We start from the raw sequence: 19304 nt of genomic DNA on the forward strand, positions 1-19304 counted from the left end.
GGGGCCCGGCCGCCTCTGCTCGACGTCACCCGGCTCGCCCGCGCGGGACACCCTACGACGCCTTACTTCGAGAAGTTTCCTCCTCAATCCGGGAGTGACGCATGAACAGTACCGACTCCAGGGGGAGCGCCGCCGATCTCGCCGCCGACGCCGCTCTCCTCGAGATCGCCGAGGGCCTCGGCCTCTCCACCCTCCTGGACCGGGCCGCGCCCTTCACCCTCCACGAGGTGACGGCGGCCGCCGACGTTCCCGAGTCCGGTGCCGCCGCGTTTCTCGACGCGCTGCTCCGCGCGGGACTGCTGGAGCGGGGCGAGGAAGCACACCACTTCACGCCCTGCTCCGACATGGCCGACCGCAGGTACGCGGCCGGCTACCTCTCCTGGGCGCTCAACGCGAACCGCCCGTACGTCGACAACGCGGCGCTGTTTCTCCGCGATCCCGCGGCGGCGGGCGCGCGGTACCAGCGGGACGGGCGGCGGGTGGCGGTCTCGTCCCGGTGGATCGGGTCGTACGGCTTCTACCCCGGCGTCATCGAGGAGATCACCCAGCGCAAACCGCGGCGGATCGTGGACCTCGGCGCGGGAGCAGGCGGACTGCTGATCCATCTGCTGACCGCTCTCCCGGACAGCACCGGGCTGGCGCTGGACCTGAGCGCTGCGGCCTGCGAGGAAGCCGAACAGGCCGCCCGGCGGGCCGAGGTCGGCGATCGTCTCCGGGTGGTGAACCGTTCGATCGAATCGCTCGCCGACGACCCCTCTCCGGTGCGGGACGCGGACGTCGTGCACGCGGGATTCGTGATGCACGACGTGGTGAGCAGGCCCGACGTGCTCGACGGTGTGCTGCGCACCTGCCGGGCGTCGATCGCGGACGGGGGGTGCCTCGTGGTGACCGACGCGGTGCCCTACGCCGCCGGTCCGGGGGAGCGCGGCTTCAGCGCGCTCTTCACGTACCTGCACTCCTCCTCGATGGACGTACGGCTGCCGCCCGAGGAGGAGTGGCGCGCCGCGTTCCGTCGGGCCGGGTTCCCGGACGTGACCAGCACACCGCTGCGGATGCCCGGCAGCCGGATGTTCGTGGCCGCCGGATAGGACGGGAGCACTGTGAGGATGTCGGCCGAAGACACCACGGCACGAGACACCACGGCACGAGCCAGAGCCCTCTACGAGGCGCGCGCGAAGCGGGTACCCGTCGCGCCGTTCACCGACGCGGACCCCACCCTGGACATGGACGACGGGTACGCCGTCCAGCGTGAACTCGTGCGGATGCTCGTCGCGGACGGCGATCACGTCATCGGGTACAAGGCGGGCCTCACCTCCGCCGCGATGCAGGACATGTTCGGCGTCGACACACCGGACTACGGCCCCGTGCTGGCCTCCACCGTGTACGCGGACGGGGCGACCGTGTCGTGCGACTCGTTCATCGCGCCCAAGGTGGAGGCCGAGATCGTCTTCCGTCTCGGCGCGCCCCTCACGGGTCCCGGCATCACGCCGGAGCAGGCGCGCGGAGCCGTCGCCGAGGTCATGGCGGGACTGGAGATCGTCGACTCCCGGATCGAGGACTGGCGCATCGGGCTCGCCGACACCATCGCGGATCTCGCGTCGAACGGTGCCGTGGCCCTGGCCCGGTCCGCCGTCTCCCTCGCGGACTGCGACCCCCGTCTGACCGGCATGGTGTTCTCGCGCAACGGCGAGATCGTGGCGACCGGCGCCGGAGCCGCGGCCCTGGGAGATCCGGTCGCGGTCGTGGCATGGCTGGCGAACGTGCTGGGCGCGCGCGGGGTGTCCCTGGAGGCGGGGCAGTTGATCATGACGGGGGCGCTCCACGCCGCGGTCCCGATGAGCCCCGGGGACACGTTCGTCGCCGAGTTCGACCGGCTGGGCTCCCTCACCCTGCACGTGGACGGTCCCTAGATGCCGGTTCCTTCCGACCGGAACGCCGTACCAGGGCTCGTCGAAGCGGGTCTGCGCACAAGGAAGGGCGACACAGCGATGAGTACAGCCAGGAGTACGGCCAGGAGAAGAAACGGGCGACTGTCCGCGGCGGTGCTCGGCGCCGGCCTCATCGGAGTCGACCTCGCGGCCAAGATCATGCGTTCGCGCTCCCTCGACTGCCGGCTGGTCGTGGCACGCGACGAGGACGCGCCGGGGCTGCGGCACGCGGCCAGGCTCGGGCTGCCGACCGCGACGAGCGGCGTCCAGTCCCTGGTCGACGCTCCGGACCCGTTCGACGTGGTCTTCGACGCCACCAACGCCGTGTCGCACGCCGAGCACGCGGAGCGGTTGAGGCCCCTCGGGACGATGCTCGTCGACCTGACGCCGAGCAGGGTGGGGCGGATGGTGGTCCCGACCGTGAACGGGGCGGACGTCCTGGACCACGACGACATCAACATGATCAGTTGTGGCGGCCAGGCGTCGATCCCGATCCTGCACGCGATCGCGCGGCGGCACCGGATCGACTACGTCGAGGTGGTGGCCACCGCGGCCAGTCCGAGTGTGGGCCCGTCCACCCGGCTGAATCTCGACGAGTACATCGAGACCACCCAGGACGCGGTCCGTGGCTTCACCGGGGTCGCGGACGTCAAGGCGATCCTCAATGTGAGCCCCGCCAGGCCGCCGGCGACCTTCCGCGTCGCCATGTCCGTGCTGGGGGAAGGGCTGACCGAGCGATCCGTGCGCGCGGCCGTGGCGACCGCGACGGAACCGGTCCGGGCGTTCGCCGGTGGCTTCGAGGTCACGGCGTGCGTCGTGGACGGCGGGAAGGCCCTCGTCGCCATCGAGGTGACCTCGTCCGGTGACCGCATTCCGCCGTACGCGGGCAACCTCGACATCATCAACTCCGCCGCGCTCCAGGTCGCCGAGCTGTACGCGGCGGCCCACGTCCCCGCGGCCGGGGCGGTGATGTCGTGATCGGGACGGCGGACGGGAAGAGCGACGGGCGGAAGCCGGTTCTCGTGCATGATCCGACCCTGCGCGACGGACATCACGCGGTCCGCCACGCGCTCGGCCCCGAACAGCTCCGCGGGTACGCGGCGGCCGCGGACGCAGCCGGTGTCCCGGTGGTCGAGGTGGGGCACGGCAACGGTCTGGGCGCGTCCTCCCTCCAGGCCGGCCGGGCGCGGCTCGGCGACGACGAGATGCTGTCCGTCGTACGGGAGGCGCTGCCGAACAGCAGGATGGCCGCCTTCATGATCCCCGGATGGGGCACCGTCCAGGACCTCAAGAGGGCCATCGCCCACGACGTCGACGTGGTACGGATCGGCACGCACTGCACCGAGGGGAACCTCGCCGAGCGGCATCTGGGGTTCCTCCGCGACGCCGGTGTCGAAGCGCACGGCGTTCTCCTGATGAGCCACATGGCCACTCCCGGGCAGCTGGCGGAGGAGTGCGCCCGGCTCGTGGGGTACGGGGCGAGCGGGGTGGGCATTCTCGACTCCTCCGGTCACTTCCTGCCGGCGGACGTGACGGAACGCGTCGGCGCCATCCGGCGGGCCGTCGACGTACCGGTGATGTTCCACGGGCACAACAACCTCGGTATGGCCGTCGCCAACTCGGTCGCCGCGGTCGAGGCGGGGGCGGACATCGTGGACGCCTGCGCCCGGGGCTTCGGCGCCGGGGCCGGCAACACCCAACTCGAAGTCCTGGTACCCGTGCTGGAGCGGATGGGGTTCGCCACGGGCATCGATCTGTACGGTCTCCTGGACGCGGCGGACCTCGCCGGACGCGAGCTGATGCCCTCCCCGCCGACCATCGACTCCGTCGGCGTCGTCAGCGGCCTGTCCGGAGTGTTCTCCGGCTTCAAGAACCGGGTCCTCGACGTCTCCCGGCGCGAAGGGGTCGACCCGCGCGACGTCTTCTTCGAGCTGGGCGAGCGGCAGGCGGTGGCCGGCCAGGAAGACCTCATCGTGGACGTCGCACTCGCCCTGCGGGAGGAGGCCCGCAGCGGCCGGCCCGCCCGGGAACCGCGGCCCTCCGGTCAGTTGTGACGGCGAAAGAGGAACGAGCCATGTACGAGGTACTCAAAGGAATCCTGGTGGACGACCTCCAGATGAGGGAGGAGGACGTCGTGCCGACGGCCCGCCGCGAGGAGGTGGGCCTCGACTCCCTCACGGCGGTGGAACTGGCGGCGCTGCTGCACACCCGGCTCGGCATCGAGGTCCAGGACTACGAGCTGCTGGACGCCGCCACGGTCGCGGACATCGGGCGTCTGCTGGAGGAACGGCTGCCGGGCGCCGGAGTCGAGGCCGCCGAGGGGCGCCCCTGAGCCTGGCCTGTCCCACGACCCACCGGAGACCGGTGGGCAACACCGGATGGCACCGGACAACCCGCCGGACCACGACGCACCGGCCTTGCGAGCTTGGGAGTCCCCTTGTCCTTGCCCCGACTCCGCGCGGTCCTCGGCCGTCTCACCGCATACCGGGCGACCGAGGGCGTGCATACGGCGGCGCCCACGCACCCGCTGTCGGCGAACGAATCCCCCCACGACCCGCTGCCGGGCATCGTGGAAGCGATCGCGGGTGCGGCCCCGACGGTGAACCGCTACCCCGATCCGGAGTGCGGCGAGCTGACGCGTGCGATCGCGCGGACGCACGGGATCACGGACGACCAGGTCGTGGTGGGCGCGGGGTCCGTCGCGCTCCTCCAGACGCTGATGCAGTCCGTCGGCGACCCCGGCACCGAGGTCGTCTACGCCTGGCGGTCGTTCGAGCTGTACCCCGTTCTCGCCGACCTCGCCGGCCTGCGCTCCGTACGGGTGCCCCTGGTCGACGGCACACACGATCTCCCGGCCATGGCCGACCGGGTCACGGACGCCACGCGGCTGGTCCTGATCTGCGATCCCAACAACCCGACGGGCACGGTGGTCACCCGGGAGGCTCTGCGGAAGTTCCTGGCACGTACCCCGGCGACCTGCCTGGTCGCCCTCGACGAGGCGTACTACGAGTACGCGCGCGATCCGGCCGCGTCGAGCGGCCTGGACCTCTGCGCGGCGTATCCGAACCTCGTGGTGCTGCGCACGTTCTCGAAGGCCTACGGACTCGCCGGCCTCCGGGTCGGCTACCTCGTGGGGCATCCCCGCGTGACCGAGCAGCTGCGCAAGGCATGCCTCGCCTACGCGGTGAACGGGGTCGCGCAGCGAGCGGCCGTGGCGGCCCTCGGGTTGGAGGACCGGTTGCTGCGCCGCGTCGACGCCACGGTCGCGGAACGCGGCCGGGTCCGGGACGCCTTGGCGGCCCACGGCTGGGACGTTCCGGCCGGCCACGCCAACTTCCTCTGGCTCCGGCTGGGCGACGCCTCGGCCGAGTTCGGCAGGTGGTGCACGGCCAGGGGCATCGCCGTGCGGACGTTTCCGGGCGAGGGTGTGCGCGTGTCGATCGGTCGCGCCGAGGACAACGACGCCTTCCTCGCCGCTTCGGCCGCATGGCTCACGAGGACGTCGGCAGGGGCCGGGGCGGTTGACTCACGGGCGGCGGAACGGTGAACGCCCCGCGAACGGCCCGCTCAGCCCGATCAGAAAGGTGGGAACAGTGAACCGGAGCACTACGGCACAGCCCGTCCGGGTGATCGACGACAGTACGCTGTCCCGCCATGTGGTCGTCGCCCCGGGCATGTGCGGTGGCGGATCACTCGTCTTCGGCCGGATCGGGGACTGGACCTGGGAGGCGGTGGCGGCCGCCTGCCACACCAACGTGCACGCGGCCCGCACCTCCGAGGGGGAGCCCGCCTATCTGTCCTTCTACTACTTCCACGTACGCGGCGGCGATGTCGTCCATCCCCACGGCCTCGCCTTCGGCGACGAGCTCCAGGTCAGCTCGCGGGTGTTCCAGTTCGGCAGCCAGGGCGTGATCACGCTCCACCGGCTCGCGCCGGCGAGGCTGGGCCTGGACGACGCGCCGTTGGCCCCCGAGGAGCTGTACGAGCGCCCCCACCCGGACTGTCTCTACGCCGAGAACTTCAACCGCTGGATCTCCCGCGACCGCCAGGGCAGCAACCAGCGGCTGTCCCAGGTCGCGCCCCCGGACTTCTCCTACGGCGGCCTCCCCCGGCTGCCCAACGCCCACTCCCCGCGCACCCTCGTCGGACGCGCCCGCGAGGCGGGCAGCTTCTACTCGGCGGAGCCGCCCGGCCTGGTCACGGCCGGGCCCGACCACACGTCCGAGTACGCGCTGGACGTCGCGCGCGACCTCAACGGCGCCGGGCTCGTGTACTTCGCCTCGTACTTCTCGATCTTCGACACGGCCCTGCTGCGCGTGTGGCGGTCGCTCGGCCGCGGCGACGCGCGGTTCCTGCGGCGCAAGGTGGTCGACCAGAAGGTCGGGTACTTCGGCAACGCCGACCCCGGCGCGGTGTTCACCATCACGGTGCGCAGGTGGCGCAGCACGGCGCGGCCGCGGATCGAGATCGCCGACATGGCCATGCGCGACTCCGGTACGGGCCGTCTGCTCGCGGTCGCCGGCATCGAGATCGACGTCGACGCGTCCGGGGCGGACGCGCCGACGTCGTGAGAAGGGCCCCGTCGAGACCGCGGGGACGACCGCGGCGGGGCGCCAGGAGCACCACCGCACCCGCCGGTGGCCGGTCGTCCCGTGGGCGTCCGTCAGGCAGCGGGCTGTTCGGAGCGGGCCCAGTGCATACCGTCGGGTGACTCGACCAGACCGCCCTCGTACTGAGGGTCGTCCCCCAGGCTCTCGCCGAAGACCGCCTGGACCTGGACCCGGGATCCCTGCCAGTGGATGTTCCGCGAGCGCTCCAGCAGCTGCGCCCGGCGTTCCGGGTTGACGGAGGGCGCCGTGCCGATCAGCGCCGTCTCGTCGGACGCGCCGCCGCCCACCAGTTCCGCGAACGACTCCTCGGCCGAGGCGGAACTCCCGGTCACACTCTTCGCCTCACGGAAGTACGCGTGCTCGTCCTTCTGGAGGTCGTAGAAGGCGGCCAGGAAGTCGTGGAACACGTCGTACTCCCCGCGGTAGCGGGCTTCGTACTCGCGGAAGCAGTCGGCCTCGTCGATGGCGCCGCGCAGTGTGGTGTTGATCGACCGGGCCGCCAGCAGGGCGCTGTACGTGGACAGATGAACGCCGGAGGAGAACAGCGGGTCGATGAAGCAGGCGGCGTCGCCGACCAGCACCATGCCGGGCCGCCAGAACTTCTCCTGGATGTAGGAGTAGTCCTTGCGGACGCGGACCTCCCCGTACGGGCCCTCCGTGACCCGCTCCGCGTCCGACAGGTAGTCGGCGATGAGCGGGCACTCGTCGATCAGGGCTGCCAGCACCTTTTCCCGGGGCCCGTCCCTGAGGCGTTCCAGCGCCTCACGCCTCAGCACCGCGCCGACGCTGGTGAGTTGATCGGAGAGGGGGATGTACCAGAACCAGCCGAGATCGAACGACGCGCACACGATGTTGCCCGTCCCGGGGGCGGGCATGCGCTTGCCGCCGGTGAAATAGCCGAATACGGCGATGTTCCGGAACAGCTCCGAGTACTGGCGCGCGCCGCCGATCTCCTTGTGAATGCGGCTCTTGTTCCCCGAGGCGTCCGCCACGAATTTGGCGCGGACCTCCCGCCGGACACCTTCGGCGTCGTCGTACCGCACACCGCGGATCCGGCCCTCTTCTTCAAGAACCGCCACGACCTCGCAGCGTTCGCGGACGTCCACCCCCTTGCGGCGGGCGTTGTCGAGGAGGATCTTGTCGAACTTCATGCGCTCGACCTGGTAGGCGTAGGAGGTCGGGCCCGAGAATTTCGCGGAGACGGAGAAATCGAAGGTCCAGGGCTCAGCGTTGAGCCCCCACCGGAAGGTACCGCCGTGCTTCTTCATGAAGCCGGAGTTCTCCAGCTCCTCCGTGACTCCGAGGAGGCGGCAGATCCCGTGCACGGTGGAGGGGAGCAGTGACTCGCCGATCTGGTGTCGCGGGAAGACCTCCTTCTCCAGGAGCAGCACCCGATAGCCCTGGAGTGCCACCAGCGTCGACAGCGTGGACCCGCCAGGACCACCCCCGACGACTATGACGTCGTAATCTGACTCAACAGTAGAATTCACGCCGCTCTCTGCCTCTCATGTCGTTTCCCGGTGTGGTCAGGGGTTCTCCGAACGTCGGCCATCATCACGCGCGGCAGTCGGCCCGGCATCGGCGAGAGCCACGGTTACGCGCTGAGCAGGAGACACCGGCGCGTGGGTAATCGAGAGGGAACCGGGACGTCCGCGGGCCGCGGTCGCGCGGTGTGTTCCGGCCGGTCCGGTCGCGGCCGACGGCCGTCATGCCCGCTCCCGCAGCCGCAGCCGGGGCCTCGGACGCGTGGGGGGAGCCGCGTACGTGGCGAGCAGGTGGTCGGTCAGGGCGGCCGGGGTGATGTGGGCGAACACCGTCGCGGCGGTGAGCCGGACGCCCGTGGCGGCGCCGAGCCGGTTGCTCAGACGCATGGCGGTCAGGGAGTCGAACCCCATCTCCGTGAAGCGGCGGCCGGGGGCGATCGCGTCCACGCCGGTGTGCCCCAGCACGGCGGCGGCGTGGGCGCGTACGAGTTCCAGGAGTTCCCGGCTCCGTTCGGTCTCGGGCAGGGATCGCAGGCGCCCGGCGAGGGCGGCCGGATCCTCGGCCCGCGTCGCATCGGTGCCGTCGGCCGCGTCCGTCACCAGCCGCCGTACTTCCGGGATACCGCTGAGCAGCCGTTCCACGAAGCGGGCCTCGGACGCGGCGGTGAAGCGATGCCAGTCGGCGTCGACGACGACGGAGGTCCCGTCCTCCGCCAGTGCCCGTTCCAGCGCCATGAGGGCCGATCGCGGGTCCATCGGGGTCAGGCCGCCGCGGCGGATGTTGCCACTGGCCTCACCGCTGCTGGCGGCCATGCCCTCACCCGCCCACGGCCCCCACGCCACCGAGGTGGCCGCCAGCCCCTCGGCCCGCCGCCACTCGGCGAGGGCGTCCACGAGGGCGTTCGCGACCGCGTAGTTGGCCTGCCCGGCGGAACCCAGGACGCCCGCGACCGAGGAGAACAGCACGAACGCCGAGAGCCCCAGGTCCCGCGTGGCCTCGTGCAGATGCCACGCCGCCTCGCTCTTCGACCGCAGGACCTCCTCGAACCGTTCCACGGTGAGCCCCTCCAGCACACCGTCGTCCAGCACACCGGCCGTGTGGACGACTCCCGTCAGCGGTGCCCGCGCCGTTACCCGCGCCACCAGTTCTGCGACGGCCGTCCGGTCGCCCACGTCGCAGGCCACCACCTCCGCCCGCGTACCCAGCGCCTCCAGTTCCCGGCGCAGGTCGTCCGCGCCGTCGGCCCCGGGGCCGCGGCGGGACACGAGAACGAGGCGCTCGGCGCCCGCGCGTGCCAGCCACCGCGCCACGTGCCTGCCCAACGCTCCCGTACCGCCCGTGACCAGCACGGTTCCCGAGGGCCGCCACCCGGCACCACGGCGTCCGCCCGCGGCGGCCCGCACCACACGGCGGCAGAACACACCCGCGCCCCTGACCGCCACCTCGCTCTCGCCCGAGCCGCCGGCGAGTACCCAGGCCAGACGGTCCATGACCCACTCGTCCAGCGCGTCCGGCAGGTCCACCATCCCGCCCCAACGCTCCGGCGTCTCCAGGCCGGCCGCCCGTCCCAGGCTCCACACCCCGGCCTGCTCCGTGCCGCGCACCCGTTCCGCGCCGTTCACGGACATGGCCCCGCGGGTGACGCACCAGACCGGGGCGCGCATACCCAACTCGCCCGCGGCCCGCACCATGGCCAGGGTCAACGCCACTCCCAGCGGCACCGACCCGTACACCGCGTGCCGTCCCTCCGCCCGCGCCAGCAACGACAACACGCCGGTGATCGCCGGGTCACCGGCCCGCGCCAGCGCCGCGCGCAACGCCGCTGCCACCGCGTCGCCGTCCGTGGCGCCCGGCGCCGGCTCCACGATCACGGGGGACGCCCCGCGCCCCGCCACCGACTTCACGACGTGCGACACCCACGGGTCCGCGGTGTGCCCCTCGGGGACGACCACCAGCCACGTTCCCGTCAGCGTGCCCGTCCCCCCGGCCACCGGCGACCACGCCACCCGGTAGCGCCACGCGTCCACCGATCCCCGCTCCCGCCGACGCCGCCGCCACGCCGACAGCGCCGGGAGCGCCGCCGCGAGCGACTCACCCGCGCCGTCCGCGTCCTCGGCCGACAGCTCGCTCGCGAGCGCGCTCGCGTCACCGCGCTCCACCGCCTCCCAGAAACCGGCGTCGGCCGGGCCCTCGGGCGCCGTGTCACCGGCGGTCGTCGCGGCGGTCCCGGCGGTCGAGCGGAGCCAGAAGTGCTCCCGCTGGAAGGCGTACGTCGGCAGGTCCACGCGCTGCGGCAAGGAGCCGCCGGCGGCGATGACGGCCGGCCAGTCCACCGCCATGCCCCGCACGTACGCCTGGGCGAGCCCCTCGACGACGGAGCCGGCCCCGTCCGCGTCCCCGCGCAGCACCGGCGCGAACACCGCGTCGGGCAGGCACTCGTGCCCCATCCCGGAGAGCACACCGTCGGGACCGAGTTCGACGAACGTCGTCACTCCCCGCCCGGCCAGCGCCGCCACGCCGTCGGCGAAGCGCACCGTCTCCCGTACGTGTCGTACCCAGTGTCCGGGCGCGCGCAACTCGTCGGCCGAGGCCACCTCGCCGGTCACGTTCGACACCACGGGAAGGTGCGGCGCGCGGAAGGAGAGCCCCTCCACCACCTCGCGGAACGGGGCGAGCACCGGCTCCGTCAAGGGCGAGTGGAAAGCGTGCGACACGTTCAGCCGTTTCGTCTCCACGCCCCGTTCCCGCAACACCCCCACGACCTCGGCGACCGCCGCCTCCCTTCCCGAGAGCACCACGGACGCGGGACCGTTGACCGCCGCGACGCTCACCTCGTCCGCGCGCCCCGCCAGCAACGGCACCACCTCCGCCTCCGCCGCCCGCACCGACACCATCACCCCGCCCTCGGGCAACTGCCCCATCAGCCGGCCCCGGGCCGCCACCAGCGCACAGGCGTCCTCCAGCGACAGCACCCCCGCCACGTGCGCGGCCACCACCTCCCCCAACGAATGACCGCCCACGAAGTCCGGCCGCACACCCCACGACTCCACCAACCGGAACAGGGCCACCTCGACCGCGAACAGCCCGCACTGCGTGAAATCCGCCCGGGCCAACGCGGCCGCGTCCCCGAACACCACCTCCCGCAGCGGCCGTTCCAGCAGGGCGTCGAATCGCGCGCACGCCGCGTCGAAGGCATCCGCGAACACCGGGAACCTCTCGTACAGCCCCCGCCCCATGCCGATGTGCTGGCTGCCCTGTCCCGAGAACAGCACCGCCGACTTCCCGGGGAGAACGGTGCCGCGCACCACACCGGCCGCCGGTTTCCCCGACGCCAGAGCCGCGAGGCCCGCCTCCAGCCCGTCACGCCCCGCGGCGAGCACCACACCACGGTGCTCGAACACCGACCGGGACGTCACGAGCGACGACCCCACCCGGGCCGGCGACAAGCCCTCGTCGGCCCGCACCAGCTCCGCCAGACGCTCCGCCTGCGCCCGCAGGGCCGCCTCCGAACGCCCGGAGACCACGCACGGCACCACGCCCGCGTCCTCCGCGGGCGTCTCCACCCGCTCCTCCCGCGGAGCCTGTTCCACGATCACGTGCGCGTTCGTCCCGCTGATCCCGAACGACGACACGCCCGCACGCCTCGGTGCCTCCGCCCGGGGCCACTGCGCCGCGTCCCGCAGCAGCTCGACCCCACCGGCCGACCAGTCCACGTGGGGTGTCGGCTCGTCGATGTGCAGCGAGGGCGGCAGTACGCCGTGCCGCAGCGCGAGCACCATCTTGATCACGCCTGCCACACCGGCGGCCGCCTGCGTATGGCCGATGTTCGACTTCAGCGACCCCAGCCACAAGGGCCGGTCGCCGCCCGGTCGTTCGCGCCCGTACGTGGCCAGCAACGCCTGCGCCTCGATCGGGTCCCCCAGCCTCGTCCCCGTCCCGTGCGCCTCCACGGCGTCGACGTCCGCCGCCGACACCCCCGCGTCCGCGAGCGCCGCCCGGATCACCCTCTGCTGTGACGGGCCGTTCGGCGCCGTCAGCCCGTTCGACGCACCGTCCTGGTTGACCGCGGAACCCCGCACCACGGCAAGGACCGGGTGTCCGTTGCGCCGGGCGTCCGACAGCCGCTCCACCACCAGCACACCGACACCTTCGGCGAGCGACGTCCCGTCCGCCGCCGCCGCGAACGTCTTGCACCGCCCGTCGGGTGCGAGACCGCGCTGCCTGCTGAACGCCATGAGCGGGCCGGGGTCCGGCATGACGGCGACACCGCCGGCCAGCGCGAGGTCGCACTCGCCCTGACGCAGCGACCGCACCGCCAGGTGCAGGGCCACCAGCGACGACGAACACGCCGTGTCCACCGTCACCGCGGGTCCCTCGAAACCGAAGGAGTACGCCACGCGCCCGGACAGGACACTGCCCGCCGTCCCCGTCATCAGGTGGCCCTCGAAACCCTCCACCGCCTCGTGCAGCCGCGGGCCGTACTCCTGGTAGTGGGAGCCGACGAAGACACCCGTCCTGCTGCCGCGCAGCGACGACGCGACCAGCCCGGCGCGTTCGAGCGCCTCCCACGAGGTCTCCAGCACCAGCCGCTGCTGCGGGTCCATCGCCAGCGCCTCGCGCGGCGAGATCCCGAAGAACTCCGCGTCGAACTCGCCCGCGCCGTAGAGGAAACCGCCCTCGCGGGCGTACGTCCTGCCGGGCGCGTCGGGGTCAGGGTCGTAGATGCCCTGGAGATCCCATCCACGGTCGGTGGGCAGTCCGCCGATCGCGTCCCCGCCGGAGACGACGAGCCGCCACAGCTCCTCCGGGGAGGTCACGCCGCCCGGGTAACGGCAGCTCATCCCGACGATCGCGATGCGGTCGTCCTCGGACGCGCTCTCGTCTCGGCCGGCCGGGGACGTCGCCGCCGCGCCGTCGGCGTCGGCCCGCCCCACCAGTTCGGCCAGGATGTACGCGCTCAGCGCCTTGTTGTTCGGGTAGTCGAAGGCGAGCGTGGCCGGCAGGCGCAGCCCGGTCGTCGCACTGAGCAGATTCCGCAGCTCGATCGCTGTCAGCGAGTCGAGGCCGAGGTCCTTGAACGCCCGGTCGGGCTCGGCCGCGTCGGGTGTGGCGTGCCCCAACACGGCGACGACCTGCGCGTGGACGAGTTCCAGCACGGTGTGGCCGCGGTCGGCGCGGCTCATGCCGAGCAGCCGCTGCCGCAGTTCGGTGGCCTTGCCGGCCGGGTGGCGCGGATCGGCGTGGAGGGGGGTGCGTCGTGCGGGGACGGGCCGTCGTACGAGTCCCCTGAGCAGGGCGGGGACCGCGGTGCCGGAGGCGGCCGGGGCGCCGGTGTCCAGCCGGGCGGGTATCACCAGGCTCTCCGCCAGGGCGGGCGCCGCGTCGAAGAGCCGCAGCCCCTCGTCGGACGAGAACGGCACCACACCGACCCGCGCCATCCGCGCCAGGTCCGCCTCACCGAGGTGCTCCGTCATACCGGAGCGCTCGGCCCACATGCCCCACGCCAGCGACACACCGGCCAGACCCCTGGCCTGACGATGCGCGGCAAGCCCGTCCAGAAACGTGTTCGCGGCGGCGTAGTTCGCCTGCCCCGCCGATCCCCACACACCGGCGGCCGACGAGAACAGCGCGAACAGCGCGACATCGTGGTGCCGGGTCAGCTCGTGCAGATTCCACGCCCCCGCCACCTTCGCCCGCAGCACCGCGGCGACCCGCTCCGGCGTCAGGGACGCCACCGTCCCGTCGTCCAACACCCCGGCGGCATGGACCACGCCCGTCACACCTCGCCCGCCGGGCAACCCGGCGAGCACCTGCGCCAGGGCGTCGCGATCGGCAACGTCGCAGGCGGCGACGGTCACCGACGCCCCCATGCCGGTCAGCTCCCTCTCCAGCTCCGGCATGCTCTCGGCCGCCGGGCCGCGGCGGCTGACCAGCAGCAGGTGCCGCACTCCGCGCTCGGCCACCAGGTGCCGGGCCACCAGACCACCCAGCACGCCCCCCGCGCCCGTCACCAGGACAATCCCCTCCGGGTCCAGGGCGGCCGGCACGCTCAGCACCAATTTCCCCGTGTGCCGCGCCTGACGCATGAACCGGAACGCCTCACCGGCCCGGCGCACATCCCACACCCGTGTCGGCAACCGCTTGAGCGCACCCTGCTCGAAGAGGCCGACGATCTCCGTGAGCATCGCCCCGATGCGCTCCGGCCCCGCTTCCACCAGGTCGAACGCCCGGTATGTCACACCGGGGTGCGCCGCCGCCACCTCGTCGGCGGACCGCACGTCCGCCTTCCCCATCTCGATGAAACGCCCGCCCTCGCCGAGCAGTCGCAGCGAGGCGTCTACGTACTCACCCGCCAGGGAGTCCAGCACGACATCGACACCACGCTCGCCCGATGCCGACCGGAACCGCTGCTCGAACTCCACAGACCGCGACGACGCCAGACGCGCGTCGTCGACTCCCAGAGCGCGCAGCACGTCCCCCTTGCCGGGTCCCGCGGTGGCGAAGACCTGGAGGCCGAGCACCCGCGCCAGTTGGACCGCCGCCATCCCCACCCCACCGGCCGCGGAGTGCACCAGCACCGACTCACCGGGCCGTACACCCGCCAGCTCGCGCAACGCGTACAGCGCCGTCACGAACGCGACCGGAACCGACGCGGCCTCGGTGAACGACCAGCCGTCCGGGATCCGGGTCAGGGTGCGGTGGTCCGCCACCGCCAGCGGCCCGAACCCGCCGGTCCACAGGCCCATCACGCGGTCACCGACGGCGCAGGACTCGACTCCCGGGCCGGTGGCCACCACCACACCGGCTCCTTCGCTTCCCATCGGCGCCCCGTGGTCCGGATACATGCCCAGCGCGATGAGCACGTCGCGGAAGTTCAGCCCTGCCGCGCGCACGGCGACGCGCACCTCGCACGCGCCCAGTTCGCGAGCCGCGTCCTCGGCCGGCGCCGACGTCAGTCCCTCCAGCGTCCGCTCCTGCGAAGGCTCCAGCCGCCATGGCCGCCCCTCGTCCGGGGGCACCAGCACTCCGCTCGCCGGGCCCCGGGTCAGGCGCGGCACCTGTACGGCCCCCCTTCGCACGGCGATCTGGGGTTCCCCGGTCGACACCGCCTCGTGCAGGGCGTCCGGCGAAACGCCGGCGTCGTCCACGTCCAGCAGGACCAACCGCTCCGGGTGCTCGGCCTGCGCGGAGCGCACCAGTCCCCACACCGGGGCCGCGGCCGGATCGCGCACGTCCTCACCGGCCTCGACCGCCACCGCCCCCCGCGTCACCACCACCAGCCGCGACCCGGCGAACCTCTCCTGTGCCAACCACCGCTGTACCAGGGACAGAACACGGTCGACCGCCGCGGTCACCCCCGGCACCACACCCTGATCGCTCACACCGTCAACGCACACCACCACGACAGCGGGCACAGATTCGCCGACCTCGTCGAAGTCCGCATACGTCCGCGCCCCCAGCCCCTCGCTCACTCCGAGGCCGTCCTCGCCGACCACCGCACATCCGTGCACCCCGGCGTCCGGCCCGGTGGCGGGCGGCGCGGCCACCCACTCCACGCGGTACAGCCACTCCCCCACTCCGGCGGAGGCGGCGAACTCCGCCTCCCCCACCGGACGCGTCGTCAGGGCGTCCGCCGAGGCCACCGGCGCCCCCACCGCGTCGGCCACCGCCACCGACACCCCGCCGTCGCCGGTCGGCGCCAGCCGCACCCGCACCGCCGAAGCCCCGACCGCGTGCAAGGAGACACCGCTCCACGCGAAGGGCAACCGGACCCGCCCGGCACTCGCACCGTCGTCCGTACCGTCATGGACCGCCCAGACGTGGAGCGCAGCGTCCAGCAACGCGGGATGCACCCCGAAGCGGCCCGCCTCGGTTCGCGTCTCCTCCGGCAGCGCCACTTCGGCGAAGAGCTCGTCGCCTCGGCGCCAGGCGGCGCGCAGGCCGCGAAAGGCCGGGCCGTACGCGAGCCCGGTGGCCGCCAGCCCTTCGTAGAGGCCGGCGGTCCCGACCGCCTGGGCCCCGGCCGGCGGCCAGACGCTCAGCTCCGGGGAGATCACTGCCGGGCTCTCGGCGGTCAGCGTGCCTCGCGCGCAACGCGTCCACGAGTCGTCCGGCGCGTCGTCGCGGCGCGCGTACACACCGAACTCGCGGTGCCCCGTCTCCCGCGGCCCGCTCACCACCAGGTGCACCTGGACCGCGCCGTCTTCGGGCAGTACCAACGGCGTCTCCAGTGTGAGCTCTTCCAGCCGGTCGCATCCGGCGGCGTCTCCCGCTCGCAACGCCATTTCGACGAACGCCGTGCCGGGCAGGACGACACGGCCCAGCACCGCGTGGTCGGCGAGCCAGGCGTGGGTACGGAGCGACAGACGGCCCGTCAGCAGGAAACCACCGGAGTCGGGCAACGGAGCGACGGCGCCCAGCAAGGGGTGCCCGGCCGAGGTCAGCCCCGCCGACGCCACGTCACCGGCCTCGGCCGCCCCGGAGCCCAGCCAGTAACGGCGGCGCTGGAAGGCGTACGTCGGCAGGTCCACGCGTCGCGCACCGGTACCGGCGAACACCTCCCGCCAGTCGACGTCGGCGCCACCGGCGTACGCCTCGGCCAGAGAAGTCAGGAACCGCGCGGGCCCGCCCTCGCCACGGCGCAGCGTCCCGACCGCCGTCACCCGCGTTCCGTGGTCGTCGGCCGTCTGCTCGATCCCCATGGTCAGTACCGGATGGGCGCCGGCCTCCACGAACACCTGGAAGCCCTCGCCCAGCAGGACCCGTACCGTCTCGTCGAAGCGGACCGTCTGCCGCAGGTTCCGGTACCAGTAGGCGGCGTCCAGCTCAGCCGTGTCCAGCACCCCGCCGGTCACCGTCGAATAGAACGGCACCGCCGAGGACCGCGGAGCGATCCCCGCGAGATCGCGCAGCAACTCACCCTCGATCTCCTCCACATGTGCGGAGTGCGAGGCGTAGTCCACCGGAATCCGGCGCGCCCGTACCTCCTCGCGCTCGCACCGCGCCAGCAGCTCCTCCAGCGCGTCGGTGTCACCCGACACCACCACCGCCGAGGGCCCGTTCACCGCCGCCACCGACAGCCGTCCGCGCCACGCGGACAGCCGCTCCCGCACCTCGGCGACCGGCAGACCGACGGACGCCATACCGCCCCGGCCCGACAGCGCCCGCAACGCCCGACTGCGCAGCGCCACCACCCGTGCCGCGTCCGCCGGCGACAGCCCGCCCGCGACACACGCGGCCGCGATCTCCCCCTGGGAGTGACCGATCACCGCCGCCGGCACCACGCCGTACGCACGCCACAGCTCGGCCAGTGACACCATCACCGCCCACAACACCGGCTGTACCACGTCCACGTGGCCCAGCCAGCCGTCCCCGTCGGTGCACCGCAGGACGTCCGGCAGCGACCAGTCCACGTGCGGCGCCAGCGCGTCGGCGCACTCGTCCATCCGCGCCGCGAACACCGGTGAGGAGTCCAGCAGTTCGGCCGCCATCCGGGCCCACTGCGTTCCCTGCCCGGGAAAGACCAGCGCCACATCGGTGCCGCGCCGGGCGAGCCCGGTGACAAGCCCCGGGGTGTCGTGGCCCGCGACGTACTTCTCCAGCACGCCCACCGCGCCCGCGTGGTCCGGCGCGAGGACCACCGCGCGGTGTTCGAAGGAAGTTCGGGTGGTGCCGAGGGACAGACCGGTGTGCGCAGCGGCAACCTCCGGATGCCCGCGCACGTGGTCCAGCAGCCGGGCGGCCTGGCCGCGCAGGGCCGCCGCCGACCTGGCCGCGAGCACCCACGGGACGAGCGGGAGCGACGCCGGGACCACGGCGGACGGTACGGCGTCGTCATCCGGTCCGCCGTCCGCTTCGCCCTCGACCGGACCGGCGGCCTGCTCGATGATGGCGTGCGCGTTGGTGCCGCTGATGCCGAACGAGGAGACACCTGCCCGGCGCGGTCGCCCACCCGGCTGCCACGGGGTGGCCTCGGTGAGGAGCCGGACCGTGCCGGCCGCCCAGTCGACGTGCATCGACGGTTCGTCGGCGTGCAGCGTCGCCGGCAGCACACCGTGCCGCATGGCCAGCACCATCTTGATCACACCGGCCACCCCCGCGGCCGCCTGGGTGTGCCCGATATTCGACTTCACCGAACCCAGCCACAACGGACGGTCCGCGTCCCGGTCACGCCCGTAGGTGGCCAGCAGCGCCTGCGCCTCGATCGGATCACCCAGCCGCGTCCCCGTGCCGTGCGCCTCCACGGCGTCGACCTCGCCCGCGCTCAGCCCCGCGCTCGCCAACGCCGCCCGGATCATCCGCTGTTGCGCGGGACCGTTCGGTGCGGACAGTCCGCTGCTGGCCCCGTCCTGGTTGATCGCCGTGCCGCGCACGACGGCCAGCACCGGATGGCCGTCGCGGTGCGCGTCGGACAGCCGCTCCAGGAACAGCATGCCGGCGCCTTCGGCGAGACCGAAGCCGTCGGCGGCGGACGAGAAGGGTTTGCACCGGCCGTCCGGGGCGAGCCCGCGCTGCCTGCTGAAGCCGATGAAGGTACCGGGCGTGGCCATGACCGTCACACCGCCGACCAGCGCGCTGGAGCAGTCGCCCTGGCGCAGGGACTGCACGGCCAGGTGCAGGGCCACCAGCGAGGACGAACACGCCGTGTCCACCGTCACCGCGGGCCCCTCCAGACCCAGCGCATAGGCGACGCGTCCGGACGCGACGCTGAGGCCGGTGCCGGTCATCAGGTGGCCCTCGACATCGCCGGACGCCCGGTGCAGGTGGGGGCCGTAGTCAGGGGCGACGGCCCCGACGAAGACACCGGCCCGGCTCCCCTTGAGCGACGCGGGGTCGATGCCCGACCGTTCGACGGCCTCCCACGCCGTTTCCAGCAGCAGCCGCTGCTGCGGGTCCATCGCCAGCGCCTCACGCGGCGAGATCCCGAAGAAGTCGGCGTCGAAGTCCCCCGCGTCGCCGAGGAAACCGCCCTGGCGGGTGGAGGAGGTGCCCGGCCGGTCGGGATCCGGGTCGTACAGGGCGTCGACGTCCCAGCCACGGTCCTCGGGGAAGGCCGTGATCGCGTCCCGTGCGCCTGCCAGCAGCTCCCAGAAATCCTCGGGGGTCCGCACGCCCCCGGGGTAGCGGCAGCTCATCCCGACGATCGCGATCGGCTCCCGCGCCGCCGCCTCCACTTCCTGAAGGCGCAGGCGCGTCCGGTGCAGATCGGCGGTCACGCGTCGGAGGTAGCCGACGAGCTTCTCTTGTTCCGACATCGATACCTCACGGGATTGGGCTTCGG

At 72.9% G+C, this 19304-nt stretch carries 8 protein-coding genes and 1 pseudogene; 7 read left to right on the forward strand and 2 right to left on the reverse strand.

Features of this window, described 5'->3' with window-relative positions; translation table 11 throughout:
• The first annotated feature begins 101 nt into the window (after positions 1–101).
• The 7 genes from OG627_RS02880 to OG627_RS02910 all read left to right on the forward strand — a co-directional run bounded on the left by OG627_RS02880 (position 102) and on the right by OG627_RS02910 (position 6499).
• On the forward strand, positions 102–1088 hold the full coding sequence (locus tag OG627_RS02880) for a class I SAM-dependent methyltransferase (RefSeq protein WP_329061078.1): 987 nt from the start codon (positions 102–104) through the stop codon (positions 1086–1088).
• Between the two features lie 18 nt (positions 1089–1106).
• Complete coding sequence (locus OG627_RS02885) at positions 1107–1910, forward strand: 2-keto-4-pentenoate hydratase (RefSeq protein WP_329061080.1); 804 nt, start codon at positions 1107–1109, stop codon at positions 1908–1910.
• Positions 1911–1988: 78 nt separating this feature from the next.
• Positions 1989–2906: an acetaldehyde dehydrogenase (acetylating) gene (locus tag OG627_RS02890; protein ID WP_329061082.1), complete on the forward strand. Its 918-nt coding sequence runs from the start codon at positions 1989–1991 to the stop codon at positions 2904–2906.
• Positions 2907–2950: 44 nt separating this feature from the next.
• Positions 2951–3982, forward strand: a complete 1032-nt coding sequence (gene dmpG / locus OG627_RS02895; RefSeq protein WP_329061085.1) for a 4-hydroxy-2-oxovalerate aldolase — start codon at positions 2951–2953, stop codon at positions 3980–3982.
• 20 nt (positions 3983–4002) lie between these two features.
• Positions 4003–4260 (forward strand): acyl carrier protein, encoded by a 258-nt coding sequence (locus OG627_RS02900; RefSeq protein WP_329061087.1) that lies wholly within the window; start codon positions 4003–4005, stop codon positions 4258–4260.
• 105 nt (positions 4261–4365) lie between these two features.
• Complete coding sequence (gene hisC / locus OG627_RS02905) at positions 4366–5475, forward strand: histidinol-phosphate transaminase (protein WP_329061089.1); 1110 nt, start codon at positions 4366–4368, stop codon at positions 5473–5475.
• Between the two features lie 46 nt (positions 5476–5521).
• The gene (locus OG627_RS02910) at positions 5522–6499 is read left to right on the forward strand and encodes an LnmK family bifunctional acyltransferase/decarboxylase (RefSeq protein WP_329061091.1); all 978 of its coding nucleotides are present in this window, start codon (positions 5522–5524) and stop codon (positions 6497–6499) included.
• A gap of 92 nt (positions 6500–6591) precedes the next feature.
• Here OG627_RS02910 and OG627_RS02915 read toward each other — a convergent pair whose 3' ends face one another.
• Positions 6592–8028 carry a tryptophan 7-halogenase gene (locus tag OG627_RS02915; protein WP_329061093.1) on the reverse strand — a complete coding sequence of 479 codons (1437 nt, stop codon included), beginning with the start codon at positions 8026–8028 and terminating at the stop codon, positions 6592–6594.
• Between the two features lie 285 nt (positions 8029–8313).
• A pseudogene (locus OG627_RS02920) lies at positions 8314–19278 on the reverse strand (type I polyketide synthase); the annotation flags it as partial.
• Between the last annotated feature and the right edge of the window lie 26 nt (positions 19279–19304).

This window comes from Streptomyces sp. NBC_01429 (assembly GCF_036231945.1).
Lineage (GTDB): Bacteria > Actinomycetota > Actinomycetes > Streptomycetales > Streptomycetaceae > Streptomyces.